Source organism: Pseudomonas sp. MMS21 TM103, assembly GCF_022132145.1.
In the GTDB taxonomy this organism is placed as follows: domain Bacteria; phylum Pseudomonadota; class Gammaproteobacteria; order Pseudomonadales; family Pseudomonadaceae; genus Aquipseudomonas.
Genome location: NZ_JAJISP010000002.1, coordinates 544,413 through 571,104 on the forward strand (window position 1 = coordinate 544,413; position 26,692 = coordinate 571,104).

Genomic DNA, 26,692 nt, shown 5'->3' on the forward strand with positions numbered 1-26,692 from the left:
CTTCCTACAATCACGGACAGAAATGAACCCAAGCCTAGCGCCGGGCTCGCGGCTGCATGCAGGCATGCATAACTGAATCGCATGACAATCACCTGACCAGATAGTCAAATATTTGTTGACCCAAAAGTCAGAATTCTCTAAATTTGCCCCATGAATGGCCGCGTCAGAACGCCGCACAAGCAGACGCCGCGTTTTACACCGCCCCATACAACCGGCTTGTAAAGAACAATAAAGTGCCTGGAGGTCGTCCTTGATCCAGTTTTTAGTCAATCGGGAGCTGCGCAGCGAGCAGCAACTCGACCCAAATCTCACCGTGCTCAATTACTTGCGTGAGCACCTCGGCAAGCCTGGCACCAAAGAAGGCTGCGCCTCCGGCGATTGCGGTGCCTGCACTGTGGTGGTCGGCGAACTGGATGGCGAGCGCGTGCGTTATCGCACCCTGAACTCCTGCCTGACCTTTGTCTCCAGCCTGCATGGCAAACAACTGATCAGCGTCGAAGACCTCAAGCACCAGGGTCAACTGCACAGCGTGCAGCAGGCCATGGTCGACTGCCACGGCTCGCAGTGCGGCTTCTGCACGCCGGGTTTCGTCATGTCGTTGTTCGCCCTGCAGAAAAACAGTAACGGCTTCGACAAGGCCGAGACCCTGGAAGCCCTGGCCGGCAATCTCTGCCGCTGCACCGGCTACCGGCCGATCATCGACGCCGCCGAGCAAGCCTGTTGTCAGAAGCAGCCGGATCAGTTCGACGCCTTCGAGGCCGACACAGTCGCGCAACTCAAGGCCATCGCCCCACGCGAAACCGCCGAGCTGAACAGCGGCGACAAGCGCTGCCTGCTGCCGTTGACCGTCGCCGACCTGGCCGACCTCTACGCCGCCAACCCCGAGGCGCGTCTGCTCGCCGGCGGCACCGACCTGGCCCTGGAAGTCACCCAGTTCCATCGCGAACTGCCGGTGATGATCTACGTCGGCCATATCGAGTCGATGAAGCGCGTGGAAGTCACCGCCGATAGCATCGAGATCGGTGCCGCAACTTCGCTGTCCGACTGCTACGCCGCACTAGCCGAGGACTACCCGGACTTCGGCGAGTTGCTGCACCGCTTCGCCTCTCTGCAGATCCGCAACCAGGGCACCCTGGGTGGCAACATCGGCAATGCCTCACCAATCGGCGATGCCCCGCCGCTGCTGATTGCCCTCGGGGCACAGATCGTCCTGCGCAAGGGCAGCGACAGCCGCAGCCTGCCGATCGAGGACTACTTCCTCGACTACAAGGTGACCGCTCGCCAGGAAGCCGAATTCATCGAGAAGATCATCGTGCCGCGCGCCCAGGGCACCCAGGCGTTCCGCGCCTATAAAGTCTCCAAGCGCCTGGACGACGACATTTCCGCAGTCTGCGCCGCCTTCAACCTGCGCATCGACGAGGGTGTGATCAAGGAGGCCCGCATCGCCTTCGGCGGCATGGCGGCGATTCCCAAGCGTGCCGCCGCCTGCGAGGCTGCGCTCACCGGGAGCGCCTGCGGTGCAGAAGCCGTCGAGCGCGCCTGTGCGGCGCTGGCCGAAGACTTCACGCCGCTCAGCGACTTCCGTGCCAGCAAGGAATATCGCCTGCTCATCGCGCAGAACCTGCTGCGTAAATTCTTCCTCGAGCTGCAAGCTCCCGAAGTCGAAACCCGGGTGACCGCCTATGTCTAGCCATCACAAGACCGAAAAAACTCAAGCTGAGCTGGCGGAATTGTTCCGCGCCGATATCACCACCGGCGTTGGCCGCAGCGTCAAGCATGAAAGCGCGGACAAACACGTATCTGGCGAAGCGGTATACGTCGACGACCGCCTGGAGTTCCCCAACCAATTGCACGTCTATGCGCGCATGAGCGACCGCGCCCATGCCCGCATCCTCAGCATCGACACCGCGCCCTGCTACGCGATTCCCGGGGTGGCCATCGCCATTACCAGCAAGGACGTACCCGGCCAGCTGGACATCGGCCCGGTGGTCGCCGGCGATCCGTTGCTGGCCGATGGCAAGGTCGAGTATGTCGGCCAGGTGGTGCTCGCGGTGGGGGCTAATAGCCTGGAAACCGCGCGCAAGGCGGCCATGGCGGCAATCATCGAATACGAAGACCTCGAGCCGGTACTCGACGTGGAAGAGGCGCTGCGCAAGCAGCACTTCGTCCTCGACAGTCACCAGCACAAGATCGGCGATTCTGCCGCCGCACTGGCCAGCGCCCCCCGTCGCCTGCAAGGCAAGCTGCATATCGGTGGTCAGGAGCACTTCTACCTGGAGACCCAGATTTCCTCGGTCATGCCCAGCGAAGACGGCGGCATGATCGTCTACACCTCGACGCAGAACGCCACCGAAGTGCAGAAACTGGTCGCCGAAGTGCTTGGCGTGCCCATGCACAAGATCGTCATCGACATGCGCCGCATGGGTGGCGGCTTCGGCGGAAAGGAAACCCAGGCGGCGGGCCCCGCCTGCCTCTGTGCGGTGATCGCCCACCTCACCGGCCAGCCGACCAAGATGCGCCTGCCGCGTATGGAGGACATGAGCATCACCGGCAAGCGCCACCCGTTCTACGTGGAATATGACGTCGGCTTCGACGACAACGGCCTGCTGCACGGCATCCAACTGGAACTGGCCGGTAACTGCGGCTATTCGCCGGACCTGTCCGGCTCGATCGTCGATCGCGCCATGTTCCACTCGGACAACGCCTACTTCCTCGGCAACGCCACCATCAACGGCCACCGTTGCAAGACCAACACCGCCTCGAACACCGCCTACCGCGGCTTCGGCGGCCCTCAGGGCATGGTCGCCATCGAAGAAGTCATGGATTCAGTGGCGCGCAGTCTGGGCAAGGACCCGCTGGAAGTGCGCAAGCTCAACTATTACGGCAAGACCGAGCGCAACGTCACCCACTACCACCAGACCGTCGAGCACAACATGCTCGCCGAGATGACCGCCGACCTGGAGGCCAGCAGCGAATATGCCAAGCGCCGCGAGGACATCCGTGCGTTCAATGCCAAGAGCCCGGTACTGAAGAAAGGCCTGGCGCTGACTCCGGTCAAATTCGGCATCAGCTTTACCGCCACCTTCCTCAACCAGGCCGGCGCGCTGATCCACATCTACACCGACGGCAGCATCCACCTCAACCATGGCGGCACCGAGATGGGCCAGGGCCTCAACACCAAGGTGGCGCAAATAGTCGCCGAAGTGTTCCAGGTCGAAACCTCGCGCATCCAGATCACCGCGACCAACACCGACAAGGTGCCCAACACCTCGCCGACCGCAGCCTCCTCGGGCACCGACCTGAATGGCAAGGCGGCGCAGAACGCCGCCGAAACCATCAAGCAGCGGCTGGTCGATTTTCTGGTGCGCGAGTACAAGGTCACCCCGGAAGACGTCGAGTTCCGCAACGGCCAGGTACGCGTGCGTGGGCAGTTCCTGTCCTTCGAGGAGCTGATCCAGAAGGCCTACTTCGCCCAGGTCTCGCTTTCCAGCACCGGGTTTTACCGCACACCGAAGATTTTCTATGATCGCGACAAGGCCGCCGGCCGGCCGTTCTACTACTTCGCCTACGGCGCCGCCTGCGCCGAGGTGATAGTCGATACCCTGACCGGCGAGTACAAGATGCTGCGCACCGACATCCTGCACGACGTCGGCGCCTCGCTGAACCCGGCCATCGATATCGGCCAGGTGGAAGGCGCCTTCGTCCAGGGCATGGGCTGGCTGACCATGGAAGAATTGGTGTGGAACGCCAAGGGCAAGCTGATGACCAACGGCCCGGCCAGCTACAAGATCCCGGCCATTGCCGACATGCCGCTGGACCTGCGGGTCAAGCTGGTGGAGAACCGCAAGAACCCGGAAGACACGGTGTTCCACTCCAAGGCCGTCGGCGAGCCGCCGTTCATGCTCGGCATCGCCGTGTGGTGCGCGATCAAGGACGCCGTGGCCAGCCTGGCCGATTACCGCGTGCAGCCGGCAATCGACGCCCCGGCTACCCCCGAGCGGGTACTCTGGGGCGTAGAACAGATGAAGAAACTACAGCAAACGGCCAAGGCCGCGGCGGCAATCGAGATCGAACCGGCCTGAACCCTGGCCCGGATGAAATCCGGGCCAGGCCAAACCAACGGTGAACAACAATGACAACACACACCGAGCAACCCGAAACCACCCGGCACGGCTCCAAGCTCGTGCTGTTGGAAACGCTGCCCGCGCCAGTTCGTCTCAAGGACGACTGGCGCCTGTCGCGCACCGCCAAACCGCTACGCACCTGGAGGCTGAGCAAATGAGCTGGATCAGTGCCCTCGCCGACCTGCAGCAGCAAGGCGAACCTTGCGTGCTGGTGACCATCATCGAAGAACGCGGCTCCACGCCGCGCAACGCCGGCTCGAAAATGGTGGTCACCGCCGAGCGCATCTTCGAGACCATCGGCGGCGGTCACCTGGAATACAAGGCGATGGAACTGGCCCGCGAGATGCTCGCAAATCGTAGCCAGGACACCCGCCTGGAGCGTTTCAGCCTGGGTGCCAGCCTCGGCCAATGCTGCGGCGGCGCCACCGTGCTGCTGTTCGAGCCCATGGGCCAGCCCCAGGCGAAGATCGCCGTGTTTGGCGCCGGCCATGTCGGCCGCGCCTTGGTGCCCCTGCTCGCCAGCCTGCCGTGCAAGGTGCGCTGGATCGACTCGCGGGAAAACGAGTTTCCCGCGCAGATTCCCGCCGGGGTGGAGAAAGTGGTCAACGACGAAGTGGTCGACGAGGTCGAGTCCATGCCGGCTGGCAGCTACTTTATCGTCATGACCCACAATCACCAGCTCGACCTGGAACTGACTGCGGCCATCCTCAAGCGCAACGATTTCGCTTACTACGGGCTGATCGGTTCGAAGAGCAAACGCGCCAAATTCGAACACCGCCTGCGTGACCGCGGCTTCCAACCGGAGGTGGTACAACGCATGCGCTGCCCCATGGGTTTGCCCGAGGTCAAAGGCAAGCTGCCGATCGAAATCGCCGTGTCCATCGCCGGTGAGGTGATCGCCACCTACAACGCCGCCTTCGGCCAGGACGTGAAAAAAGGTGAGACGTCGGTCGCCAAGCTGCTGCCCCATTCCCGTCGCGCCCAACCTTAGGCCACGCCGCACCTACTAATAACCCGGCATTGTCAGTGGCGCGCATCGCGCCCCCGACGTAGCGCCAGCCCCAAAATCGAGACGTAATAGATGACCAGTAATCTGAAAGCCTACCGCGCCGCCATCCTGCACAGCCTTGCCGACCCCGCCGTGGTCGGCGTCGAGCAGTCCTACGAGTATTTCGAGGACGGCCTGCTGCTGGTCGAGGACGGCCAGGTTGCCCAGGTCGGCCACGCCGCCGATCTGCTGCCCACGCTCAAGGGTGTTGAAATCACCGAGTACCCGGACGCGCTGATCACCCCCGGCTTTATCGACACCCATATCCACTACCCGCAAACCGGGATGATCGCCTCCTACGGCGAGCAGTTGCTGGACTGGCTGAATACCTACACCTTCCCCACTGAGCGCCAGTTCGAAGACAAGGCCCACGCGGCTGACGTTGCCGGCATCTTCCTCAAGGAACTGCTGCGCAACGGCACCACCACCGCCCTGGTCTTCGGCAGCGTGCACAAGCAGTCGGTTGACGCCTTCTTCGAGGCCGCCGAGGCGCTGAACCTGCGCATGATCGCCGGCAAGGTGCTGATGGACCGCAACGCCCCGGACTACCTGACCGACACGCCGGAGTCCGGCTACGCCGACAGCAAGGAGCTGATCGAGCGCTGGCACGGCAAAGGCCGCCTGCACTATGCCGTGACCCCGCGCTTCGCCCCGACCAGCACCCCGGAGCAACTGACGCTGGCCGGCCAGCTTTTCCAGGAATATCCCGACCTGTATATGCATACCCACCTGTCCGAGAACCGCCAGGAGATCGAATGGGTCAAGGAGCTGTTCCCCGAGCGTAGCGGCTATCTGGACGTCTACGACCATTTCAAGCTGATCGGCGCGCGTTCGGTGTTCGCCCACGGCGTGCACCTGTGCGACGCGGAATGCCAGCGTCTGGCCGAAACCGGCTCGGCGGTAGCCTTCTGCCCCACCTCCAACCTGTTCCTTGGCAGCGGACTTTTCGACCTGAACAAGCTGGAACAACACGGAGTGCGCGTCGGCCTGGGCACCGACGTCGGCGCCGGCACCAGCTTCAGTCAGCTGCAGTCGCTGAATGAGGCGTACAAGGTCATGCAGTTGCAGGGCAACAAGCTCGACCCCTTCAAGTCGTTGTACCTGGCCACCCTGGGTGGTGCCAACGCGCTGTACCTGGACAACAAGATCGGCAACTTCGCCAGCGGCAAAGATGCCGACTTCGTGGTGCTGGACTACAACGCCACACCGTTGATCAGCTATCGCATGCAGCAGGCCACGAGCCTGGCCGAGAAGCTGTTCGCCCTGACCATGCTCGGCGACGACCGCGCGATCAAGGAAACCTTCGCCGCCGGCCAATCGGTGCACCGCAGGGATTGAGGCATGCGGCGATCCGTAGGGTGGGTTAGCGGCGCATGGCGAGGTAAATGAAACAGTACAAGGCTCGGAGCGCCGCGTAACCCAGCGCAATTGCCCGCCATGATGCGCAGTTACATAAATCGCTTTTGGGTTACGCGGCGCCTAAACCATGGACGTAACCCGGCATCGCATCGCCGCTAACCTGCGCGGCCCGACCCAACCTACGAATCTATGTCGCGCCGCCAACCCCGCAACCGCCCCACCGCAGAGGATGGGCGCCAATCAACGACTGCTTGGAGTACGCCCCGGCTTTTTCTTGGCGGTCGGCAGCAGATGCGAAAACACCGCATGCAGGTCATCCGAGGCGCTCTCCTCATCGAGGTTGAGCTTGCTGTCGATATGATCCATGTGATGCATCATCAGGCTCACTGCCCGGGTCACATCGCGGGCCTCGATGGCATCGATCAGCTGGTTGTGCTCGTCGTAGGAGCAATGCGAACGACTGCCGCTTTCGTATTGGGCAATGATCAATGACGTCTGTGACACCAGACTGCGCTGGAAGCTGATCAGCGGCGCATTCTTCGCCGCTTCGGCCAGCTTCAGGTGGAACTCGCCGGACAGGCGGATACCTGCACCACGGTCGCCACGGGAGAAGCAGGCTTGCTCGTCCTTGACCATCTGCCGCAGTTCGGCCAGTTGCTCGGTCGTGGCATGCACGACCGCCAATTCGGTAATTGCACGCTCGACCAGGCGCCGTGCATAAAAAATCTGCCGGGCTTCTTCCACGCTAGGGCTGGCGACCACCGCACCACGATTGGGTCGTAGCAGCACGACGCTCTCATGGCCCAGGCGGGACAAGGCGCGGCGGATAATGGTGCGACTAACGCCGAAGATTTCGCCCAAGGCCTCTTCGCTCAGCTTGGTGCCAGGCGCCAGGCGCTGTTCGAGGATAGCGTCGAAGATATGCGCATAGACAACATCGTCCTGAGTCCCGCTATGGCTGCTTTTGCCGGTACCCGGCTGTTTCCTGAGAGGCTGCAATTGCTCGTTCATTCTGGCTCGCGTTAAAGAGGGTCGGCCTGTTTCCGAGACTCTACTGCTATTCACCCGGCGACTGGCAATCAGTACGTGGCGAAAAACAGGAAAATACCGACGCATTGTACACAATTCGATCAATTTATACACGACATGCACAAGCGTCGTGATGCCACGGCATCGCCCACCCGGCCTTTGCGAACGCTGCCCGTGCTTCCAGTACCGCTGGAGCCCCCTAAATTGATTTCTTATAAGAACCGATTTTTCTGCGAAAAATCAGCTTAAGGCACCATTGATCGCACTTAATTTGTCGCACTAAAAAATTCACCACAGGCGACCTGAAGATCTATTTTACTTTTTATCTATCTGATTTTAATTGCGTTTTTATTAAACGATGAATGAAATGACCGCCCTGACAGCAACGTCCAACCTCGCATGATGCCGACCCGGCATGCGGCCGAAACATAAAACATTATTTGCTTTTTTTGTATACAACATCATAATCGCGCCAGTGTAGCTTCCTGACCTTATGGTCAACAAATGAGCCAGTGAGCACACCCAAACGCACCACCTACCTCAGAGAGCCGAAGCGTGCGCAATAACGACTCTGGGTGGTACACAACAAGAGAAATGAGGAGTACCCACTGTGGAAAGCGCTAAACAAGAACAACATGCAACTCACGTTCTAGGGTCGATAAAACCTGGCCTGCTCGATCGTTTTTTCAAACTGACCGAACACCGCACCAACATCAAAACCGAGCTGATTGCGGGCATCACAACCTTCTTCACCATGGTCTACATCATCTTCGTCAACCCCAATATCATGGCAATGGCAGGGGTGGATCAGGGCGCAGCCTTTGTCGCCACCTGTGTGGGTGCGGCGCTGGGTTGCTTCCTCATGGGTCTGTATGCCAACTGGCCGGTAGGTCTTGCACCCGGCATGGGGTTGAACGCCTTTTTCACTTTTACCGTAGTCGGCGACATGGGCTATAGCTGGGAAATCGCACTGGGTGCGGTATTCCTCTCCGGCATCCTGTTCATGTTCATGAGCCTGTCGAGCATTCGCGAGTGGTTGCTCAACAGCATCCCCATGAGCCTGCGCTTTGCCATGGGCGCCGGTGTCGGTCTGTTCCTCGGCCTGATTGGCCTGAAAACCGCCGGTATCGTGGTCGACAGTCCGGCTACCCTGCTGACCATGGGCAGCTTCGCCAATCCTGACGCACTGCTGGCTGCCATCTGCTTCCTGCTCATCGCCGTGCTCAGTCACCGCAACGTGTTTGGCGCCATCCTGTTCAGCATGCTTGCGGTAACGGGTATTGGCATGGCCATGGGCCTGGTCGAGTACAGCGGTGTGGTCTCGATGCCGCCAAGCCTGGCCCCGACTTTCCTGGCGATGGATATCGCCGGCGCCTTCCAGATCTCGATGATCAGCGTGATTCTGTCGTTCCTCTTCGTCAACATGTTCGACACCGCAGGCACCCTGATGGGCGTTGCCCATCGCGCCAATCTTATCGATGAAGACGGCAAGATCCAGAACCTCTCGCAAGCCCTGAAAGCTGACAGCACATCCAGCGTGATTGGTTCCTTGGTCGGTTGCCCGCCCGTGACCAGCTACGTGGAAAGCGCCTCTGGCGTGGCCGCAGGTGGCCGCACCGGTCTGACAGCGGTAACTGTAGGAGTATTGTTTCTGGCTGCGATGTTCTTTGCCCCACTGGCCGGCATGATTCCCGCCTATGCCACTGCAGGCGCACTGATCTATGTCGCCATGTTGATGATGAGCGGCCTGGCGCATATCGACTGGAAAGATCAGACCGACACCATTCCGGCGATCGTGACCGTGGTGATGATGCCGCTGACCTTCTCTATTGCCAACGGCATTGCCCTGGGCTTCCTGACTTACGCCTCGCTGAAGTTGCTGACCGGCCAACGTGACAAGGTTTCCGTCAGCCTCTATGTGCTGTGCATCATTTTTATCGCCAAATTCGCCTTCCTGTAAGGTTGGCCCAAGCAGTACCAAGCCTCAGCGTTTCGACGCTGGGGCTTTTACATTCCAAGGAGCGAATGCCATGAGTCTGGAAACCTGGCTGTTGTTCAGCAGCGCCGCACTGATCGTTATTTTGATCCCCGGGCCCCTATCGTTGCTGATGGTCAGCAACAGCCTGAATTATGGCCTGCGCCGCTCACTGCCGGCGTTCCTCGGCGGGGTTTCGGCCTCGATCTGCCTGCTCAGCGCCTCGGCACTTGGCCTTGGCGCCTTGCTGTTGGCCTCGGAGCGGTTGTTCAGTGCCCTGAAGATCGTCGGTGCGCTCTACCTGTTCTACCTTGCCTGGCAAAGCTGGCAGGCCTCGCGCCAAGCTGCCCAGCCAGTGAGCACCGAGGCGCAAGCGATCAACCCGAGCTTTCAGGCCATGTTCTGGCAGGCCTTCGGCCTGGGCGCGAGCAACCCCAAGGATATTCTGTTTTTTGCCGCCTTCCTGCCGCAGTTCATTAGCGGCGAAAGACCGATGATGACCCAGCTACTGCTGATGATTGCCACCTGGGCAGTGCTCGATCTGAGCTGCAAGCTGTTCTATGGCCTCAGCGCCCGTGGTGCGGCGCGCTACCTACGTTCAGGCAAGGGCCAGACCTGGTTCAACCGGGTTAGCGCGGCCCTGTTTGGCGGTGCTGGCGCGGCCTCGTTGCTGAGCCGCTGAACTGATCAGCAACGAGACCGCGCAGCTATCGTCCCCAATCAGCCGGCAAGACGCTCGCGAAACAACGCCTGGTGCTCACGGCACTGCTGGGCCGCCAGCAGGAACACGCCATGGCCACCGCGCTCGAACTCCAGCCAGGTGAAGTCCACTTCCGGGTACAGGTCGCTGACATGCACCTGGCTGTTGCCGACCTCGACGATCAGCAAACCCTTGTCATGCAGATGATCGGCCGCTTCGGCCAGCATGCGCCGCACCAGATTCAGGCCATCCTCGCCGCACGCCAGGCCCAGGGCCGGCTCGTGCTGGTATTCGGCCGGCATGTCGGCGAAATCCTCGGCATCGACGTAGGGCGGGTTGGACACGATCAAATCGAAGCGCTGCCCCGGCAAACCGTCAAAGCCATCGCCCTGCACGGTGTAGACGCGGTCATCCAACTGGTGGCGCTCGATATTCTGGTTGGCCACCTCCAGCGCCTCATACGACAGGTCAGCCAATACCACCTCCGCCTCGGGGAATTCGTAGGCGCAGGCAATACCGATGCAGCCGGAGCCGCTGCACAGATCGAGAATCCGCGCAGGCTCCTGGGGCAGCCAAGGCTGGAAATGCTGTTCGATCAGCTCGGCAATCGGTGAGCGGGGAATCAGCACACGCTCATCGACGATGAATGGCAGGCCACAGAACCAGGCCTCGCCCAACAGGTAGGCGGTTGGCACACGCTCCTCGATGCGGCGCTTGAGCAGGGCGTGCAGATGCGCCTGCTCGTCATCCTCCAGGCGGCAGTCAAGGTAGCTGTCGGATATCTCCCAAGGCAGATGCACTGCGCCCAGCACCAGCTGGCGCGCCTCGTCCCAAGCATTGTCGCTGCCATGACCGAAGAACAGCTCTTCACGATTGAAACAGCTGACAGCCCAGCGAATGTAATCGCGCAGGGTACGTAAACGAGTAGCAGTCACAAGCGTCTCTCCTGGAAAAAGTTGGCGCAGTTTAGCCGAACCACTCGCCCTGCACCCGGAGACGAAAATAAATCGGCCAAGTCGGGCAGTGGACACTGCTCGTGTGCCAGGGGGTTCGATATAATTTGTAACGAATTATTAACCCCTCCCGCCTTCCTTTCGAGATCCATCACAAATGGTCATAGAACCCTTCTCGCTCACGGGCTTGCTCGTGTTGGCTATATTCCTGTTTGGCATGACGCTTATCGTTTTTGAAGCTCAATTGGAGATGGATAAATTCAAGCCTGCCATGTTCATGATGTCCGGCTTGATCGTAATCGGCGCCCACTACGCCATCAATGATCCCAACGGCTTCCAGTACTTCCTCCACGCGCAAAGCGAGACCAAAGAGGAACTGTTCGGCCTGATAGCCTTCATGGCGTTCATGTGGATGGTGGTGGAGTTGCTCAACGAGCGGAACGTATTTACCGCGCTCAACGGTTACCTGATGCGCAAAGGCCTGGGCGCCAAAGGCATGTTCTGGGCCACCGGCGCCCTGTCGGCGATGCTCTCGCCGTTTCTCAACAACATCACCACCGCGATGATCTTTGGCAAGACGGTGCAAAGCATTTCCACCAACCAGCGTTACACCCATGTGGCGCTGTGCAATATCGTCGTGGCGTCCAATAGCGGCGTGTGGTTTCTCGGCACCTCGACCAGCCTGATGGTGGTCTTGGCGGGCAAGATCAGCATCGCCGGGCTGTTGCTGTTGATTCCCTCGGCACTGATCGGCTGGTTGCTGTTCGCCGCCACCCTGCATTTCTTCTATCTGAGCAAGCTGGATGGCAAGGACCTGATCCACCTGGCGGATCCCTCGGAAACCGCCCTCAAGCCCGGAGGCGCGGGGCTGGCTATCGTTGGTTTCTTCGCCGTGGTCGGTGCGGTGCTGTGCAACATCCTGCTCAAGGTCAGCATCGAATTCGCCATCGGCATCGGCCTGGGCCTGGTCGCGCTCTACGCCTGGTTGCTAATGCGCCGCGGCATCGAACTGCCCTGGCAGGATCAACTGCAGAAGGTCGAATGGAACGCCCTGCTGTTCTTTATCGGCATCATCACCTCGGTCGCCTGCCTCAACCACGTTGGCTGGCTGACCTATATCTCGCAACTGTTCGAAGTAATGAGCCCAACCGGGGTCAACGTGATTCTCGGCATAGCCTCGGGGGTCATGGATAACGTGCCGGTCGAAGCCGCCGCCCTCATGTCCGACCCGCAACTGGGTCTCGATCAGTGGGCGCTGAACGCCTTGATGGTCGGGATTGGCGGTTCATTGACCGTGGTCGGCTCGGCTGCCGGGGTCATGGCCATGTCGCTGGACAAGAGCTACAGCTTTGGTGTGCACCTGAAGTTTCTGCCGGCCATCCTGGTCAACTTTTTCGGCTCATTGGGCATCTGGTACCTGCAGTTCATGGTATTCGGCCTCTATTGAGCGATCGGCGCCCGGCGAGCTGCCGGGCGCTCACTCAGTTTTCTTGCGCCGCGGTGCGCGCAAGGATGGCTCATTCGGCTCACGCCTGAGCTCGCGAAACACCGCGATGGCAACCGCCAAGGCGAACAACAACCAGAAATGCGCGGAAAACAGTGACAGCAAATCCATAAGCAACTCCTTTTGCGTACGACTCCAGACCCTCTGGATAGGTTCGATTCTGTTCGTACCCGGGTTAGCGCGCAAGGCCGCACACCGAAGAGGTTCACAGCAGCCTCGCACAGGCGGACAATGGACGCTGTCGTCCGCGCCAGCGAGGAGTTAGGTCATGTCTCATCCGCAAACACTGTTTCAGCTCACAGGGCGCAGCCATGCTCCCGCCACCCTGGGCAATGCGACCCTGCTGATCATCGACGCCCAAGAGGAGTACCGCAGCGGCGTACTGCAACTGCCAGGGCTCGATCCGGCACTCGCGGAGATCGCCAAGCTGCTGACCGCCGCGCGCAACACCGGCGCCTCTATCGTCCACGTCAAGCACCTGGGGATTCCCGATGGTCTGCTCGACCCCCGCGGCCCCCGCGGCCACCACCTGCCTGAGGTGGCGCCGTTGCCCGGCGAGATCGTGGTGGAGAAACGCATGCCCAACGCTTTCTCCGGGACCGAGCTACATGACCAACTGCAGTCGCTTGGCCACCTCGACCTGATCGTCTGCGGCTTCATGACGCATTCGAGCATCAGCACCACGGTGCGCGCAGCCAAGGACTATGGCTACCGCTGCACGGTGGTCGATGCCGCCTGCGCCACCCGCGACCTGCCGACACTGGACGGCAAGGTCATCAGCGCCGCCGACATGCACCGTGCGGAAATCATTGCCCTGGCAGACAACTTCGCGGCAGTGGTAGCGCAAGCCAGTGCCCTGATCTGAGCCGCACGACCAGCAAACCCAGACCAGCTCACAGCCTGCGGCCATGCCTGACATGCCGCAGGAACCAGCACAGCACCTGCCGGTCATACCGCCGATACCCAATGAGGAAATCGGAATGAAGTTATCCGATGGTTTCGATGCTCGCCGCCTGCGCCCACGCGGGCCGAGCAACTGGCGCATGCGCTTCGCCGCCATACTGGCAGCACTGCTCGCCGCCTTTGGCGTACTGCTGACGATGGCCGGCGCAGCCAGCCTGCTCGGCCGGGCGCCGACACTTGGCGCGCTGAACGATTCGACCGGCGCCGCCGTGGTATTGCTGGTATTCGGTTTGTTCCTGCTGTGGGCCGGCATCGCGTTGTGGCGCCTGTGCCGACGCCGCCTGCGCCGCCCCAGCGACTTGAGCATGGCCCCGCATCTGATGAAGAAACGCGACTGATGGCCGGCCCATCGATCGAGGCAGCACGAAAGCTGCCGCCTTGGTTACACTAGCGGCCTTCGCGGAGGCCCAGATGCAAGACGACAACAGAGAAGATAACGACAGCGCCCTGTTCAAAGCCGAGTTGCGCGGTGTCCAGCCGATCAAGCACGATCGTGCCGACACAGGCAAAGCCAAGCCCGACCGCATAAAATTGGCTAGCCTGCGCCAGGCGGCGACGGTGCGCGTGGACACGGTAAGAGTCGACGGTCTGTCGGACCAGTTCGTCATCGACGTCGGGCCCGAAGACCCGCTGTACTGGGCTGCCAATGGCGTGCAGGAAGGCCAGATGCGCAAGCTCAAGCTTGGCCAGATCAGCTTCGAAGGCAGCCTTGACCTGCACGGCATGACCGTTGAAAAAGCCCGCGACACGCTATGGGAGTTCCTCGCCGAAGCCAGCAAGCTGGAAGTGCGCTGCGTGCGCATTACCCACGGCAAGGCCGTGCGCATGGATGGGCGCAAACCGATGATCAAAAGCCACGTCAACACCTGGCTGCGCCAGCATCCACAAGTGCTCGGGTTCACCTCCTGCGTGGCCAAGCATGGCGGCACCGGTGCGGTTTATGTGATGCTCAAGCGCACCATGCTGGATGGCCGCGACGAGTGGTAGCAGACTCCTGATCCTTGTCAGCCTGAAACTCACCCCTACCCTGCGCCCTAGCGTATTACCCCGAATGCCACAGGAAGATCCATGTCCCTGGAACAAAACTACACCGCGATTCTTGGCCAACTAGGCGAGGACGCGTCCCGCGAAGGCCTGCTCGATACCCCCAAGCGCGCGGCCAAAGCCATGCAGTATCTTTGCCGCGGCTACCAGCAGACCCTGGAAGAAGTCACCAACGACGCGCTGTTCAGCTCAGACAACAGCGAAATGGTGCTGGTCAAGCACATCGAGCTGTATTCGCTGTGCGAGCACCACCTGCTGCCCTTCATCGGCAAGGCTCACGTTGCCTACATCCCCAACGGCAAAGTGCTCGGCCTGTCCAAGGTCGCGCGGATCGTCGACATGTACGCCCGCCGCCTGCAGATCCAGGAAAACCTCAGCCGGCAGATCGCCGAAGCCATCCAGCAAGTCACCGGCGCCCTTGGCGTCGCCGTGGTGATCGAAGCCCAGCACATGTGCATGATGATGCGCGGCGTGGAAAAGCAGAACTCCTCGATGGTCACCTCGGTGATGCTCGGTGAATTCCGCGACAACCCCGCCACCCGCAGCGAATTTCTCAGCCTGATCAATAATTGATCAGCGCTACACCATGAGAAAACCTGGCTAAGGTCAATCATCAGCCAGCTGCAGACGACCCATCTTGTGTAGATGGGTCGGGGGCAGAATCTAGCGCGCGGCTTCGCCGTGAAAATCGCCCATAAGCAGCGGCGCATCTTCGGCGAACAAATGTGGATAGACCGCCGCCAAATGGCTGAAGAACAGCTCTTGCGGCACGTCGGCGAAACGCCCGTGGTCGACCAGATACTCCATGTAACGCTGCCCCTGCTGGTTGAACGGATGGAACACGCTGTCGCCAAGCCCATCGAACTCCAGCGGCGCCACCTTGAACGCCCGGCACAACTCCAGGTTGAATGCCGGCGTGGCCTTGACCCAGCGTCCCCGTAGATACAACTCGGTATACCCGTGCATGGCGAACACTTCGCTGCGCAGCAGCTCGAGCAGCCGCGGGGTGGCCAGGTGGTTACGCACATCGGCCAGCCCGATTCGCGCGGGAATCGCGCAATGCCGCGCACAGGCCGCCAGCAGCGTGGCCTTCGGCACGCAGTAGCTCTCGCCGCTGAGTAGCGCATGACTGCCTTTCAGTGTTTGCGGGTCTCGGCTGAACACATAGGGGTTGTAACGAATGCCATCGCGAACGGCGTAATACAGCCTGACGGCCTGTTCGACTGGATCACCATTGCCGCCACGCGACGCTTCAGCGAACTCAATCAGCGCCGGGTGGTCACTATCGATGCAGGGGCCGGGTTGCAGATATTCATGCATTGCTGTTCCTCCTGACGGGAACACCAGTCTAACGACGCCGATCGAGCACCTGTCACGACTATCCGGCCAAGCTTGCCGCCCTTGTTGCCATCTTTGTCTGGATGGCGGCTAAACTCACCACTGGTTCTTACCCACTCGTCGTCACGGAGGATTTTGCATGCTCGCTGTCTGGTTGCTCGTTCTGGTCGTTGCTACGGCCTATCTGGCCCACCGCCGCACTGCACCGCTGCCTGCTCTCGGCATGGTTGCTGGGTACCTGGTTCTCATGGGTCTATTTAGTCACGCCCCAACCTGGCTTTTGACTGTCTTCTGGCTCTTGCTCCTGGTCGTGGCACTGCCGCTGGTGCTACCGGAACAACGGCGAAAACTGTTCAGCGCGCCCATGTTCGCCTGGTTTCAGCGGGTACTGCCGCCCATGTCAGCCACCGAACGCGACGCCATCGAAGCCGGTAGCGTCTGGTGGGATGGCGAGCTCTTCAGCGGCCGTCCGGACTGGGACAAACTGCTGGCCTACCCCAAGGCGCAATTGAGCGAGGAGGAGCAAGCCTTTATCGACGGCCCCACCGAAGAACTCTGCGCCATGGTCAGTGACTGGGAAATCGGCCAGCAAATGGACCTACCGGCCAAGGCCTGGGAGCACATCAAGCAGCATGGCTTTTTCGCCCTGATCATCCCGAAGGAATACGGCGGCAAAGGCTTTTCCGCCTATGCCCATTCCCAGGTGGCGATGAAACTGGCGACCCGCAGCGGCGACCTGGCCTCTACCGTGATGGTGCCCAACTCCCTCGGCCCGGCCGAGCTGCTGCTGCACTACGGCACTGATGAGCAGCGCCAGCACTATCTGCCGCGCCTGGCGCGCGGCGATGACATCCCCTGCTTCGCCCTTACCGGCCCATTGGCCGGCTCGGACGCGGGGGCCATGCCCGACACCGGGATTATCTGCAAAGGTCAGTGGCAGGGCGAGGAAGTCCTTGGCCTGCGCCTGAACTGGGAAAAGCGCTACATCACCCTGGGCCCGGTTGCGACCCTGCTCGGCCTGGCATTCAAAGCCTACGACCCCGATCACTTGCTCGGCGAACAGGAAGACCTCGGCATCAGCCTGGCCCTGGTCCCCACCGAAACGCCCGGCGTGGAAATCGGCCGCCGCCATCTGCCCCTCGGCGCCGCCTTCATGAACGGACCGAACTCAGGGAAAGACGTGTTCATCCCGCTGAACTACCTGATCGGCGGCCAGGACATGCTCGGCAAAGGCTGGATGATGCTGATGAACTGCCTGTCGGTCGGCCGTTCCATCTCCCTGCCGGCCGGGGCCACCGGCTCGGCCAAGTTCACCAGCCTGGTCACTGGCCAGTACTGCCAGATACGCGAGCAGTTCAATGTCCCGCTGGCGGCCTTCGAGGGCATCCAGGAGGCCCTGGCCCGCATCGGCGGCAATACCTGGCTGATGGACAGCGCACGGATCCTCACGGCGGGCGCGGTGGATCTGGGCGAAAAACCGTCGGTGCTCTCGGCGATCCTCAAGTACCACCTGACCGAGCGCGGCCGCGAATGCGTCAGCCACGCCATGGACGTGCATGGCGGCAAGGGCATCATCATGGGCCCGAACAACTACCTGGGCCGGGCCTGGCAAGGGGCGCCCATCTCCATCACTGTGGAGGGCGCCAACATCCTCTCGCGCAACCTGATGATCTTCGGTCAGGGCGCGATCCGCTGCCACCCCTATGTACTCAAGGAAATGGCCCTGGCCGGCCGTGAAGACAAGGAGCAAGCGCTGCTGGAGTTCGATGCACTGCTGCTGCAACACATCGGCTTCGCCGTGAGCAACGCGGCCAGCAGCCTGATCCTCAGCCTCGGCCTGGGCCGGCTCAGCGATGCGCCGGGCGACAACCTCAGTCGCCCCTACTTTCGTGCACTGAATCGCCTGGCTGCAGCCTTCGCCCTGATTGCCGACTTGAGCATGATGCTATTGGGTGGCGAACTGAAACGCCGCGAACGACTGTCCGCACGCCTGGGCGATGTGCTCAGCCATCTGTACCTGGCCTCGGCAGCACTCAAGCGCTACCACGATCTGGATTACCCGGCGCATTCACGCCCGCTGCTGTGCTGGGCCATGGAGGAAAGCCTGGGCCATGCCGAACGGGCGCTGGATGAACTGCTCAGCAACTTCCCGAACAAACCGCTCGGTTGCGCCCTGCGTGTACTGGTCTTCCCCTTCGGCCGCCGACACAAAGGCCCCAGCGATGCACAGGACGCCCAGGTCGCCGAGATCATTGGACGCAACAGCGGCGATCCGGCCCTGGAAGAGTTGCTCGCCGGTTGCTACCGCCCACAGGTGCAGAACGATCCGGTAGGCGCCCTGCAGCAGGCGATGGACCTGCTGCAAAGCGTGCAACCCCTGCAGAAAAAACTGCACCAGGCACTCAAGGACGGACAACTGCAGGAGGCGCCGGAACAGAGCCTGATCGACGCCGCAGCCAGTGCCGGCATCCTCACCGCAGAAGAAGCGCAGAGCCTGCAACAGGCCGAAGCCGCGCGACGCCTGGTGATCGACATCGACGACTTTGCCAAGGAAGAACTCAAACTCGGTCGCGGCAAGGTGCGCTAGGGCCGCTAACCCACGGCCAAACGCAGCAGCTGTTCACAGCCAGGGACAGTGGGCGCGCAGAGCTTTATACTTGCGCGCCCGTTTTACCTACAGGATTTTCGTCATGGCCAACACTCACCTCGATCATCACCTCGCCCTGCTCGCCCATCTGCGCACCATTCTGGTTGCCTTGGGCGAAGCCGAGCAGATTCTCGATGACAGCCATGCCATGTACCTGGAACGCTATGACGAGTTGCTGGCCGACCTGCCGAACGACCCGGAAGCCAGTCTCTACCTCGGCCAGGATCTGATCAGCCAGATCTTCCAGCGCTACCCGCAAATCGCTCACCTGGTCCCGCGTGACCTGCTCTGGTTCTTCGGTGGCGACTGCCTGCATTTCATGCCCGACGAAGAAATCGAGATGTACCAGACCCTGGAAGAGCACCGCTTCGAGGCCCTGGAAAACGACGCTCCATTCGACTGGAATCAGGAAAAACAATTGCTGGCCATGCCCACGCAGGGCAGCAAGCACTAATAACGCTAGAGCAACGACAAAGCCCGCACGGCAATACCGGCGGGCTTTTTCTTGCGTCAGCTATATTACGGATACAAAAACGCCGCTCAGTGAGCGGCGTTTTTGTTTATATGGAGCGGGAAACGAGACTCGAACTCGCGACCCCGACCTTGGCAAGGTCGTGCTCTACCAACTGAGCTATTCCCGCAGTGTATCTACAACAAAAATGGCGTCCCCTAGGGGACTCGAACCCCTGTTACCGCCGTGAAAGGGCGGTGTCCTAGGCCACTAGACGAAGGGGACCTGGAACTTATTGCATCACCCGATTATTCACCGAATGACCCAAGCGACACCCAACAGGTGCCACTTGAAAATCTGGAGCGGGAAACGAGACTCGAACTCGCGACCCCGACCTTGGCAAGGTCGTGCTCTACCAACTGAGCTATTCCCGCTTATACAACAGACATCTACAACAATAATGGCGTCCCCTAGGGGACTCGAACCCCTGTTACCGCCGTGAAAGGGCGGTGTCCTAGGCCACTAGACGAAGGGGACGCAACCCGGAAGCTGAAAAATACTATCCGGCTTCTTGCTCACTGCAATAAAGCATTGCGCTGGAAGTGGCGCGCATTCTATGGATCCTGCGCAGAGTCGTCAACCTCTCTATAATTTTTTTTTAAAATCAACGACTTCAGGTCAGATCTTGAGGCAACTCTATCAGCCCAGCGGCTAAGGCACTACACTCCGACGAAAACCAGCACTTGCGAGGCGATACCGATGTCCCCACTGGTCATTACCCTGCTGATTGTCGGCGGCATCGCCCTATTGATCGCCATTGCCTTCGTCAATCACATGGTCGAGAACAACAAGCTGGAAAAGGCCCGCCTCCGGACCGAGCTCAATGACCGCATCCGCCGCTGCGCCAACATATCCGAGTCCTTGCCCGGACAGCTGATGACGCCCCAGCTGAAGCTCATGCTCAGCCGCCTGCAAATGCACTTCACCCAGCGCCTGACGCACTTACAGCCAGGCAATGCCGACAGCAAAGCGCAACACGAAGCACTGCGCCAGTTGATTGCCCAAGGCGATGCGATTCCGGTACAGAATCCGCCGCAGCAGATCATCAGCGAAGTCAAAGCCAAAGAAGTGCGCTTTCAACTGGAAAACCTGCACGGACAAATCACCCGCTGCGCCCAGGATGGCATCCTGCCTGCCAATGAAGCCAAGCACTGGGTCAATGAAATTCGCCACATGCTGGTGCAACTACATATCGAGCTGTTTGGCAACCTTGGCCATCAGGCCCTGCAACAGAACCAGCCCGGCCAGGCGCGTCTGGCGTTTGAGCGCGGCGCTCAGTACCTGCGCAAGCAAGCCGACAACGTGCGTTACCAGACGCCCCTGAAAAAATTCGAAGAGCAACTGGCCCGCGCCAATGCCATGGTGGTGGACATGGGCAAGCCGGCAGCCGACGACGCCAGCGAGCTGACCGAGGGTCTGAAAAGCCTGGAAGGCAATGAAGACTGGAAGAAGAAGAATATTTACGACTGACAGCCACACGCCTTAATCCACCGCAGACAAGGACGCTTGATGAACCTGACAGTATATGGCGCCCCGCTTTCGCCCTTCGTACGCAAAGTACGCCTGTGCCTGGCGGAGAAAGACCTCGAGTACAAACTGGAAATCATTCTGCCCTTCGGCCAACCCGACTGGTATCGCCAACTCAGTCCGCTGGGCCGCATCCCGGCCTTGAAGCATGGCGACTTCAGCCTGGCCGACTCCAGCGTGATCTGCCAGTACCTGGAAGACAACTACGCCGAGCGCCCCCAGCTGCAGGGCCGCAACGCAGAGCAACGCGCCCGCGTACGCTGGCTGGAAAAATACAGTGACTATGAGTTGGCGCCACTGTGCACCTTCAGCGTATTCCGTAATCGCACCCTGAAGCCGTCCATGGGCCAGCCCTGCGATGAGGCAGCGGTGCAGAGCACGCTGACGGATAAGCTGCCGGTGCACTTCGACTACCTGGAGCAGAGCCTGGGCAATGCCGAGTACTTCGTCGGTGACGGCCTGACCCTGGCCGACCTGGCATTTGCCTGCCAGATAATCAACATGGAACATGGTGATGAGCAACTGGATGCCCAGCGCTGGCCTAACCTGGCCGCCCTCTATCAGCGCGTGAAAGCGCGTCCCTCGGTGCAAGCGCTATTGCCCGACGAGCAAAAAATGCTGGCCAAGATGGCTGCCAAGGTTTGATAGGGCGAAGCGCCGCCAGCATCGGCGGTATCAACAATCGCTGAGCTGCAAGAAAATCTCGACCAACCGCTCGATCCCAACCTGGTCCGCGACTGTAAAGCGGGCCAGCTGCGGACTATCCAGATCCAGCACGCCGATCAGCCGCCCCGCCTTCAGCAGCGGCACCACCAGCTCGCTGCGCGAGGCACTGTCGCAGGCGATATGCCCGGCAAAGCCGTGCACATCCTCCACCCGCTGTGTTTCCCAAGTAGCCGCAGCCACTCCGCACACACCGCGTCCCACGGGTATTCGCACACACGCCACACGCCCCTGGAATGGCCCCAGCACCAGTTCATCGCCCCGTAACAGGTAGAAGCCAGCCCAATTGAGCTCGCTCAGCTCCTGGAACAACAAGGCGCAGAACTGCGCGGCGTTGGCAATGAAATCCCGCTCATCTGCCAACAGTGCCTGCAGTTGCGCGGCCAGCAGTGAATAGTCATCAGACTCAGCGTCAGCCTGCGTAAGGTCGATCATGCTTGGCTCTCCAGGAGTTGCAGCCCGACCCAGTGCCGGGCGAACTGATAGGCACAGCGACCATTGCGATTGCCACGACCCAGGGCCCAGCGAATCGCCGCCTTTTCCAGCGCCTCGCTCCACTGCCAGTGCAAGCCAGCCTGCACCGCCTGCACCTCGATCCAATGGCGCACCACATCGAGGAAGTGATCCTGGGTGAATGGGTAGAAAGACAACCACAGGCCGAAACGATCAGACAAGGCGATCTTGTCCTCGATCGCCTCGCTGGGATGCAGTTCGCCGTCGACCACCTGCGAGGCCTCGTTGTCGCTGTGACTCTCCGGCATCAGATGGCGGCGGTTGGAGGTCGCGTAGAGCAGTACATTGTCTGGCGAGCGCTCCAGCGAGCCATCCAGCACGCTTTTCAGCACCCGGTAATCGCCCTCGCCGGCCTCAAAGGACAGGTCGTCGCAAAACAGCACGAAGCGCTGGGGCAGCCGAATCAGTTGCTCGACCACGCGTGGCAAATCCGCCAGATGGTCGCGCTCGATCTCGATCAGGCGCAGTCCGGCCGCGGCATGTTCGGCCAACAATGCGCGTACTAGCGATGACTTGCCCGTGCCACGCGCGCCCCAGAGCAAAGCGTGGTTGGCTGGCAGCCCCCGAATGAATTGTCGGGTGTTGCGCGCCAGCTGGTCACGCTGAGTGTCCACACCGATCAGGTCGCTCAGATTCAGGTCGAGGTTGATGCTCAACGGCTGCAAGTAACCGCTACCGCTGCGCCCCTCACGATGCCAGCGCGCGGCCAGGCTATGCTGCCAGTCGATAGCGCCACGCTGGGCCGGCAACAGCGGCTCGAGTCGGGCAAGCACGCTCTCGGCGCGCTGGAGAAAAGCATTCAAACGGGAATCCACGATGTGCTCCTTGATGCGACACCCTGCCAACTGCTCCCGCCGAAAGGCAGAACGGATGGGTTATGCTTGGCAAGCGCACGGACCCGAGATCATTGCCACCCATGGATATACCGCTCACCCAACGCCTGTCGTTCAAACAGGCCAGTTTGACCGTACTGGTGGCGTTTATCCTCGGCACTGCGCTCAGTTTGATTCAAGTGGGCATCGATTATGCCAGTGAAGATGCCTCCATCAACCGCGAGATTAGCGCACTGATGGAGATCAGCCACAATCCCGCGGCACGCATCGCCTACAACATCGACGCCGAACTGGCCCAGGAACTGGTGCTGGGCCTGCTGCGCTCGCCAGCGGTAATTCGTGCCGAGATCATAGACAACAGCAACATGACTCTGGCCAGCGTCAGCCGCCCGCCCAGCACAAGTAGCTACCGACTGTTCAGCGATTACCTCTTCGACGCACGGCGCCAGTTCGAAACCCAACTGTTCGTCAGTCACGCCCCCCAGGAAGCCCTCGGCGTGCTGCGCCTGGAAGTCGACACCTATGCGTTCGGCAGTCACTTCCTGCGGCGCGCCATGCTTACCTTGCTGACCGGCTTCGCCCGCAGCCTGCTGCTCTCGCTGATCCTGCTGGTGCTGTTCTATTTCATGCTGACCAAGCCACTGATCGAGGTGATTCGCGCGCTCAGCGGTCGCGACCTGCACACCCCGAACCGCAACAGACTGCCCTGCCCGCATGGGCATGAGCGCGATGAAATCGGCATTCTGGTCGACGTCACCAACCAACAACTGTCCAGCATAGCCAAGGAGATCGAGCAACGTCGCGAAGCGGAGAACCGCCTCACCCAGTACCTGAGTGAACTGGAGAACATCGTTTCTGCGCGCACCACCGAATTGAAGGCCACTAACGCGCGCCTGCTCGAATCCAATCAGGAGCTGGAGCAGGCAAAACGCACCGCGCTGGACACGGCCCAGGCCCGCTCGGCATTTCTCGCCAACATGAGCCACGAGATCCGCACCCCGCTCAACGGCCTGCTCGGCATGCTCGCCCTGGCCCTCGACGGCCCGCTGAGCAACGAACAGCGCCAGCAGCTGTCGATTGCCCACGACTCCGGCAAGATACTGGTCGAACTGCTGAATAACATCCTCGACTTGTCGAAATTCGAAGCCGGACAGCTCGAGTTGGAAAGCATGCCTTTCGACCTCGGCACCATGGTCGAAGACACCGCCAGCCTGCTGTCGCAAAACGCCTTGCCGGGTGTCGAATTGACCTGTTTGATCGACCCTCTACTGCCCGCACAAGTGCTCGGCGACCCGACACGGGTGCGCCAGATCATAAGCAACCTCCTGTCAAACGCCCTGAAATTCACCCGTTTTGGCCGCGTCGACCTCCATGTCGACAGTAGCCCGACAGGCATACGGATCCTGGTGCGCGACACCGGCATAGGTATTGCCGAAGAGGCACGCGCGCGCATCTATCAACCCTTTGCCCAGGCAGGGGTCGGCATTACCCGCCAGTTCGGCGGCACCGGTCTGGGCCTGGCACTCACCCGCCGCCTGTGCGAAGCCATGCAGGGTCGGCTCGAACTGGAGTCCAGGGAAGGCTTCGGCAGCCAGTTCTGCGCCGAGCTGCCATTGCCTAGCCACACCCCTGCGCCTTCTTTGCCAGCACTGACCGGAAAGGTCATTGCCCTCAGCTCGGCCAACTCAGGCCTCAGCGAACTGCTTGGCAAGCTGTTGCCCGCATGGGGGCTGGAGTATCAACGCCTGGACACCGATACAAACCTGCTCGGCGTCACCGCCGACCTGTTGATCAGTGACTGCCCCGAGTGCCTGCCGGGCACGCGCCCGACGTGCAAGATGCCGATCCTGCTGGTCACCGCCTACGGCAGCTTCCTACCTAGTGAACAGGCGCACGCCCTGGCCCCGTTCGAACAAATCGCCAGGCCGCTGTCGCGCCAAACCCTGCGCGAGGCATTGCGCCGCAGCCTCGGCCAGCAAGTGGAAAGTGGTCCGACACCAAGCCCCATCGAGCAACGAACTGGACGGCGGGCACGGGTGCTGCTGGTGGAGGACAATCCAGTCAACCAGCTGGTGGCAAAAGGCATGCTGGATAAACTCGGCTGCGAGGTCGTGCTGGCCAACCATGGCGCCGAAGCCCTGAGCCAACTGGCTCAGCACGACATCGACCTGGTGCTGATGGACTGCAACATGCCAATCATGGATGGCTATGAAGCCAGCCGCAGGATTCGCCAGGGCGGCCACCATCCCGAGCTGCCGATCATCGCCCTGACTGCCAACGCCCTGCCCGATGAGCGCGAGCGCTGTCGCGCCGCCGGCATGAGCGATTACCTGGCCAAACCCTTCCGCCGCGAAGAACTGGCGGCCCTGCTCGAGCGCTGGTTGTCAGCGTCTAGCGCAGCGCCATGAAGCGGTCGAGTAACTGACCAAGGCGGCCACGCAACTCGGCCAATTCGGCCACCTCGAGACCCTGTTCGCACAGTAGCTGCTGGCGTAATGGCAGTACCCGCTCACGCAAGGCACAGCCCGCTTCAGTCAATGCCAGGTGCACCTCGCGCTCATCTTCAGTCGAACGCTGGCGCAAGAGCAAACCAAGTTGCTGCAACCGCTTGAGCAGTGGGGTCAAGGTGCCCGAATCGAGCAGCAAGCGCTCGCCCAGAGCCTTGACCGTCGGCTGTGCCGGCGGGTCAACCTGCCACTCCCAGAGCACCAACATCGCCAGGTACTGCGGGTAGGTCAGGTTCAACTGATCGAGCATCGGCTTGTAGGCACGAATCACCGCGCGTGAAGCCGCGTAGAGCTTGAAGCACAGCTGGTTGTCCAACTGCAAAGGGTCCTCCCGCTCGAATGACACTGGCTTCATTTGAGCAGGGCTTCGATCTCGGCAGTCAGGTCTTCCGGCTTGGTAGTCGGCGCGAAACGCTTGACCTGCTTACCGTCGGTACTGATCAGAAACTTGGTGAAGTTCCACTTCACACCCTGGCTTCCGAGCAGGCCGGGTGCATTCTTCTTCAGCTTGACGAACAGGGGATGGGCATCGCTGCCGTTGACATCGACTTTCTTGAACAAGGGAAAGCTGACACCGAAGTTCAGCTCGCAAAACTCGGAAATAGCCCCCTCATTGCCCGGCTCCTGCTTGCCGAACTGGTTGCAGGGAAAGCCGAGCACCACCAGCCCCTTGTCCTTGTACTGCTGCCAGAGGTTTTCCAGGCCCTTGTACTGTGGAGTAAAACCGCATTTGCTGGCGGTATTGACCACCAGCACGGCCTTGCCACCGAAGTCGGCCAGGGTTTTCTGCTCACCCTTGATCGTGGTCACAGGGATATCAAACAGTTCGTTGCTCATGGTTCTGGCTCTCTATTGACAGGGGAACGAGGGACAAGATAGCGAGCAATTGAATTGCACACAATTTATCTTTCCAATATATGTCCTGTAGATAGGCGACCACAGGGTGGCCGGGTGACGCTCCGCTTCAGCCCGCCACCCCTGCCCGCCCTATGGTTACTGCGGCCGGGGGACCAGCTTCAGCGATGCCGAATTGATGCAATAGCGCAAACCGGTGGGCGCCGGCCCATCGGGAAAGACGTGGCCCAGGTGGGCATCGCACTTGCCACACTTCACTTCGATGCGGTGCATGCCGTGGCTGAAATCATCCAGGCTGGTAATCGCATCCTTGCCCAGCGGCTGAAAGTAGCTGGGCCAGCCACTCCCGGAGTCGAACTTGGCGTCCGAGTCGAACAATGCAGTACCGCAGCAGGCGCAGTGATAAATGCCCGGCGTCTTGCTGTCATGGTATTCACCGGAAAAGGCTCGCTCCGTGCCACCCAACCGGCAGACATGGAACTGCGTCTCCGACAGTTCTTCGCGCCAGGCTTCCAGGGGTTTTTCGAGCTTGTCCACAG

Annotated in this window: 26 protein-coding genes and 4 tRNA genes; 17 read left to right on the forward strand and 13 right to left on the reverse strand. The window is 60.8% G+C overall.

Annotated features, from left to right (window positions below; all coding sequences use genetic code 11):
- The first annotated feature begins 250 nt into the window (after nucleotides 1-250).
- The 5 genes from xdhA (at nucleotide 251) to guaD (ending at nucleotide 6,510) form a co-directional block, all read left to right on the forward strand.
- Entirely contained in the window at nucleotides 251-1,690 is a 1,440-nt protein-coding gene (gene xdhA / locus LJY18_RS09515; RefSeq protein ID WP_238041565.1) for a xanthine dehydrogenase small subunit, read from the forward strand.
- Nucleotides 1,683-4,082, forward strand: a complete 2,400-nt coding sequence (gene xdhB / locus LJY18_RS09520) for a xanthine dehydrogenase molybdopterin binding subunit (protein ID WP_238041566.1) — start codon at nucleotides 1,683-1,685, stop codon at nucleotides 4,080-4,082. The genes xdhA and xdhB overlap by 8 nt, the downstream gene beginning before the upstream one ends.
- Nucleotides 4,083-4,132: 50 nt before the next feature.
- Nucleotides 4,133-4,282: a hypothetical protein gene (locus tag LJY18_RS09525; protein WP_238041567.1), complete on the forward strand. Its 150-nt coding sequence runs from the start codon at nucleotides 4,133-4,135 to the stop codon at nucleotides 4,280-4,282.
- Nucleotides 4,279-5,115 (forward strand): xanthine dehydrogenase accessory protein XdhC, encoded by an 837-nt coding sequence (gene xdhC / locus LJY18_RS09530; RefSeq protein WP_238041568.1) that lies wholly within the window; start codon nucleotides 4,279-4,281, stop codon nucleotides 5,113-5,115. Before LJY18_RS09525 ends, xdhC begins: the two co-directional genes overlap by 4 nt.
- A gap of 90 nt (nucleotides 5,116-5,205) precedes the next feature.
- Nucleotides 5,206-6,510, forward strand: a complete 1,305-nt coding sequence (gene guaD, locus LJY18_RS09535; RefSeq protein WP_238041569.1) for a guanine deaminase — start codon at nucleotides 5,206-5,208, stop codon at nucleotides 6,508-6,510.
- Between the two features lie 261 nt (nucleotides 6,511-6,771).
- Here guaD and LJY18_RS09540 read toward each other — a convergent pair whose 3' ends face one another.
- Nucleotides 6,772-7,542 carry a GntR family transcriptional regulator gene (locus LJY18_RS09540; protein ID WP_238041570.1) on the reverse strand — a complete coding sequence of 257 codons (771 nt, stop codon included), beginning with the start codon at nucleotides 7,540-7,542 and terminating at the stop codon, nucleotides 6,772-6,774.
- Between the two features lie 628 nt (nucleotides 7,543-8,170).
- Here LJY18_RS09540 and LJY18_RS09545 point away from each other — a divergent pair.
- Complete coding sequence (locus LJY18_RS09545; protein WP_238041571.1) at nucleotides 8,171-9,520, forward strand: NCS2 family permease; 1,350 nt, start codon at nucleotides 8,171-8,173, stop codon at nucleotides 9,518-9,520.
- Nucleotides 9,521-9,590: 70 nt separating this feature from the next.
- Nucleotides 9,591-10,217: a LysE family translocator gene (locus tag LJY18_RS09550; RefSeq protein ID WP_238041572.1), complete on the forward strand. Its 627-nt coding sequence runs from the start codon at nucleotides 9,591-9,593 to the stop codon at nucleotides 10,215-10,217.
- Between the two features lie 38 nt (nucleotides 10,218-10,255).
- Here LJY18_RS09550 and prmB read toward each other — a convergent pair whose 3' ends face one another.
- Nucleotides 10,256-11,170, reverse strand: a complete 915-nt coding sequence (prmB, locus tag LJY18_RS09555; protein WP_238041573.1) for a 50S ribosomal protein L3 N(5)-glutamine methyltransferase — start codon at nucleotides 11,168-11,170, stop codon at nucleotides 10,256-10,258.
- A gap of 235 nt (nucleotides 11,171-11,405) precedes the next feature.
- On the opposite strand from prmB, the gene nhaD reads away from it, so the two are divergent.
- Nucleotides 11,406-12,635: a sodium:proton antiporter NhaD gene (nhaD, locus tag LJY18_RS09560; RefSeq protein ID WP_269137761.1), complete on the forward strand. Its 1,230-nt coding sequence runs from the start codon at nucleotides 11,406-11,408 to the stop codon at nucleotides 12,633-12,635.
- A 30-nt stretch (nucleotides 12,636-12,665) separates the two neighbouring features.
- Here the strand turns inward: nhaD and LJY18_RS09565 are convergent, their stop codons facing one another.
- Nucleotides 12,666-12,803 (reverse strand): hypothetical protein, encoded by a 138-nt coding sequence (locus LJY18_RS09565; RefSeq protein WP_238041575.1) that lies wholly within the window; start codon nucleotides 12,801-12,803, stop codon nucleotides 12,666-12,668.
- 157 nt (nucleotides 12,804-12,960) lie between these two features.
- Between LJY18_RS09565 and LJY18_RS09570 the strand changes: the two genes are divergently transcribed.
- The 4 genes from LJY18_RS09570 (at nucleotide 12,961) to folE (ending at nucleotide 15,272) form a co-directional block, all read left to right on the forward strand.
- Nucleotides 12,961-13,557 carry a cysteine hydrolase family protein gene (locus tag LJY18_RS09570; RefSeq protein ID WP_238041576.1) on the forward strand — a complete coding sequence of 199 codons (597 nt, stop codon included), beginning with the start codon at nucleotides 12,961-12,963 and terminating at the stop codon, nucleotides 13,555-13,557.
- Nucleotides 13,558-13,672: 115 nt separating this feature from the next.
- Entirely contained in the window at nucleotides 13,673-13,993 is a 321-nt protein-coding gene (locus LJY18_RS09575; RefSeq protein ID WP_238041577.1) for a hypothetical protein, read from the forward strand.
- Nucleotides 13,994-14,066: 73 nt separating this feature from the next.
- Complete coding sequence (locus tag LJY18_RS09580; protein WP_238041578.1) at nucleotides 14,067-14,642, forward strand: Smr/MutS family protein; 576 nt, start codon at nucleotides 14,067-14,069, stop codon at nucleotides 14,640-14,642.
- Between the two features lie 81 nt (nucleotides 14,643-14,723).
- A complete protein-coding gene (folE, locus tag LJY18_RS09585; protein ID WP_238041579.1) occupies nucleotides 14,724-15,272 on the forward strand; it encodes a GTP cyclohydrolase I FolE in 549 nt (182 codons plus the stop codon).
- Between the two features lie 90 nt (nucleotides 15,273-15,362).
- On the opposite strand, the gene LJY18_RS09590 is transcribed toward folE, so the two are convergent.
- The gene (locus LJY18_RS09590; protein ID WP_238041580.1) at nucleotides 15,363-16,019 is read right to left on the reverse strand and encodes a transglutaminase-like domain-containing protein; all 657 of its coding nucleotides are present in this window, start codon (nucleotides 16,017-16,019) and stop codon (nucleotides 15,363-15,365) included.
- 157 nt (nucleotides 16,020-16,176) lie between these two features.
- On the opposite strand from LJY18_RS09590, the gene LJY18_RS09595 reads away from it, so the two are divergent.
- Both LJY18_RS09595 and LJY18_RS09600 read left to right on the forward strand, forming a co-directional pair.
- Nucleotides 16,177-18,624: an acyl-CoA dehydrogenase gene (locus LJY18_RS09595; RefSeq protein ID WP_238041581.1), complete on the forward strand. Its 2,448-nt coding sequence runs from the start codon at nucleotides 16,177-16,179 to the stop codon at nucleotides 18,622-18,624.
- Between the two features lie 103 nt (nucleotides 18,625-18,727).
- A complete protein-coding gene (locus LJY18_RS09600) occupies nucleotides 18,728-19,138 on the forward strand; it encodes a PA2817 family protein (RefSeq protein WP_238041582.1) in 411 nt (136 codons plus the stop codon).
- A gap of 111 nt (nucleotides 19,139-19,249) precedes the next feature.
- On the opposite strand, the gene LJY18_RS09605 is transcribed toward LJY18_RS09600, so the two are convergent.
- From LJY18_RS09605 to LJY18_RS09620, 4 genes are all read right to left on the reverse strand, one after another.
- A tRNA-Gly gene (locus LJY18_RS09605) sits at nucleotides 19,250-19,325 on the reverse strand.
- Between the two features lie 19 nt (nucleotides 19,326-19,344).
- A tRNA-Glu gene (locus tag LJY18_RS09610) sits at nucleotides 19,345-19,420 on the reverse strand.
- Nucleotides 19,421-19,493: 73 nt separating this feature from the next.
- Nucleotides 19,494-19,569, reverse strand: a tRNA-Gly gene (locus tag LJY18_RS09615).
- 27 nt (nucleotides 19,570-19,596) lie between these two features.
- Nucleotides 19,597-19,672 (reverse strand) — tRNA-Glu (locus LJY18_RS09620).
- A gap of 222 nt (nucleotides 19,673-19,894) precedes the next feature.
- Between LJY18_RS09620 and LJY18_RS09625 the strand changes: the two genes are divergently transcribed.
- Both LJY18_RS09625 and LJY18_RS09630 read left to right on the forward strand, forming a co-directional pair.
- Nucleotides 19,895-20,665: a hypothetical protein gene (locus tag LJY18_RS09625; protein ID WP_238041583.1), complete on the forward strand. Its 771-nt coding sequence runs from the start codon at nucleotides 19,895-19,897 to the stop codon at nucleotides 20,663-20,665.
- Between the two features lie 39 nt (nucleotides 20,666-20,704).
- Nucleotides 20,705-21,367 (forward strand): glutathione S-transferase family protein, encoded by a 663-nt coding sequence (locus LJY18_RS09630; protein WP_238041584.1) that lies wholly within the window; start codon nucleotides 20,705-20,707, stop codon nucleotides 21,365-21,367.
- Between the two features lie 30 nt (nucleotides 21,368-21,397).
- Here the strand turns inward: LJY18_RS09630 and LJY18_RS09635 are convergent, their stop codons facing one another.
- Together LJY18_RS09635 and LJY18_RS09640 are read right to left on the reverse strand one after the other, a co-directional pair.
- Entirely contained in the window at nucleotides 21,398-21,880 is a 483-nt protein-coding gene (locus LJY18_RS09635) for a GAF domain-containing protein (RefSeq protein ID WP_238041585.1), read from the reverse strand.
- On the reverse strand, nucleotides 21,877-22,773 hold the full coding sequence (locus tag LJY18_RS09640) for an ATP-binding protein (RefSeq protein WP_238041586.1): 897 nt from the start codon (nucleotides 22,771-22,773) through the stop codon (nucleotides 21,877-21,879). The genes LJY18_RS09635 and LJY18_RS09640 overlap by 4 nt, the downstream gene beginning before the upstream one ends.
- Before the next feature lie 101 nt (nucleotides 22,774-22,874).
- Here LJY18_RS09640 and LJY18_RS09645 point away from each other — a divergent pair, with 101 nt between their 5' ends.
- Entirely contained in the window at nucleotides 22,875-25,199 is a 2,325-nt protein-coding gene (locus LJY18_RS09645) for a response regulator (RefSeq protein WP_330872735.1), read from the forward strand.
- Here the strand turns inward: LJY18_RS09645 and LJY18_RS09650 are convergent.
- The 3 genes from LJY18_RS09650 to msrB all read right to left on the reverse strand — a co-directional run bounded on the left by LJY18_RS09650 (nucleotide 25,183) and on the right by msrB (nucleotide 26,690).
- Complete coding sequence (locus LJY18_RS09650) at nucleotides 25,183-25,653, reverse strand: MarR family winged helix-turn-helix transcriptional regulator (protein WP_238041588.1); 471 nt, start codon at nucleotides 25,651-25,653, stop codon at nucleotides 25,183-25,185. The two genes, LJY18_RS09645 and LJY18_RS09650, sit on opposite strands and share 17 nt — an antisense overlap.
- A complete protein-coding gene (locus LJY18_RS09655) occupies nucleotides 25,650-26,135 on the reverse strand; it encodes a glutathione peroxidase (RefSeq protein ID WP_238041589.1) in 486 nt (161 codons plus the stop codon). The genes LJY18_RS09650 and LJY18_RS09655 overlap by 4 nt, the downstream gene beginning before the upstream one ends.
- A 156-nt stretch (nucleotides 26,136-26,291) precedes the next feature.
- Complete coding sequence (msrB, locus tag LJY18_RS09660; protein ID WP_238041590.1) at nucleotides 26,292-26,690, reverse strand: peptide-methionine (R)-S-oxide reductase MsrB; 399 nt, start codon at nucleotides 26,688-26,690, stop codon at nucleotides 26,292-26,294.
- Nucleotides 26,691-26,692: the final 2 nt, after the last annotated feature.

Coding starts and splice junctions, on each gene's coding strand:
- LJY18_RS09565 (WP_238041575.1), bottom strand. CDS start 12,803: ATGGATTTGCTGTCACTGTTTTCCGCGCATTTCTGGTTGTTGTTCGCC.
- LJY18_RS09575 (WP_238041577.1), top strand. CDS start 13,673: ATGAAGTTATCCGATGGTTTCGATGCTCGCCGCCTGCGCCCACGCGGG.
- LJY18_RS09595 (WP_238041581.1), top strand. CDS start 16,177: ATGCTCGCTGTCTGGTTGCTCGTTCTGGTCGTTGCTACGGCCTATCTG.
- folE (WP_238041579.1), top strand. CDS start 14,724: ATGTCCCTGGAACAAAACTACACCGCGATTCTTGGCCAACTAGGCGAG.
- LJY18_RS09580 (WP_238041578.1), top strand. CDS start 14,067: ATGCAAGACGACAACAGAGAAGATAACGACAGCGCCCTGTTCAAAGCC.
- LJY18_RS09635 (WP_238041585.1), bottom strand. CDS start 21,880: ATGATCGACCTTACGCAGGCTGACGCTGAGTCTGATGACTATTCACTG.
- LJY18_RS09600 (WP_238041582.1), top strand. CDS start 18,728: ATGGCCAACACTCACCTCGATCATCACCTCGCCCTGCTCGCCCATCTG.
- nhaD (WP_269137761.1), top strand. CDS start 11,406: ATGACGCTTATCGTTTTTGAAGCTCAATTGGAGATGGATAAATTCAAG.
- LJY18_RS09645 (WP_330872735.1), top strand. CDS start 22,875: ATGGATATACCGCTCACCCAACGCCTGTCGTTCAAACAGGCCAGTTTG.
- xdhC (WP_238041568.1), top strand. CDS start 4,279: ATGAGCTGGATCAGTGCCCTCGCCGACCTGCAGCAGCAAGGCGAACCT.
- LJY18_RS09570 (WP_238041576.1), top strand. CDS start 12,961: ATGTCTCATCCGCAAACACTGTTTCAGCTCACAGGGCGCAGCCATGCT.
- guaD (WP_238041569.1), top strand. CDS start 5,206: ATGACCAGTAATCTGAAAGCCTACCGCGCCGCCATCCTGCACAGCCTT.
- LJY18_RS09625 (WP_238041583.1), top strand. CDS start 19,895: ATGTCCCCACTGGTCATTACCCTGCTGATTGTCGGCGGCATCGCCCTA.
- LJY18_RS09550 (WP_238041572.1), top strand. CDS start 9,591: ATGAGTCTGGAAACCTGGCTGTTGTTCAGCAGCGCCGCACTGATCGTT.
- LJY18_RS09655 (WP_238041589.1), bottom strand. CDS start 26,135: ATGAGCAACGAACTGTTTGATATCCCTGTGACCACGATCAAGGGTGAG.
- xdhB (WP_238041566.1), top strand. CDS start 1,683: ATGTCTAGCCATCACAAGACCGAAAAAACTCAAGCTGAGCTGGCGGAA.
- LJY18_RS09540 (WP_238041570.1), bottom strand. CDS start 7,542: ATGAACGAGCAATTGCAGCCTCTCAGGAAACAGCCGGGTACCGGCAAA.
- LJY18_RS09525 (WP_238041567.1), top strand. CDS start 4,133: ATGACAACACACACCGAGCAACCCGAAACCACCCGGCACGGCTCCAAG.
- LJY18_RS09650 (WP_238041588.1), bottom strand. CDS start 25,653: ATGAAGCCAGTGTCATTCGAGCGGGAGGACCCTTTGCAGTTGGACAAC.
- LJY18_RS09590 (WP_238041580.1), bottom strand. CDS start 16,019: ATGCATGAATATCTGCAACCCGGCCCCTGCATCGATAGTGACCACCCG.
- LJY18_RS09630 (WP_238041584.1), top strand. CDS start 20,705: ATGAACCTGACAGTATATGGCGCCCCGCTTTCGCCCTTCGTACGCAAA.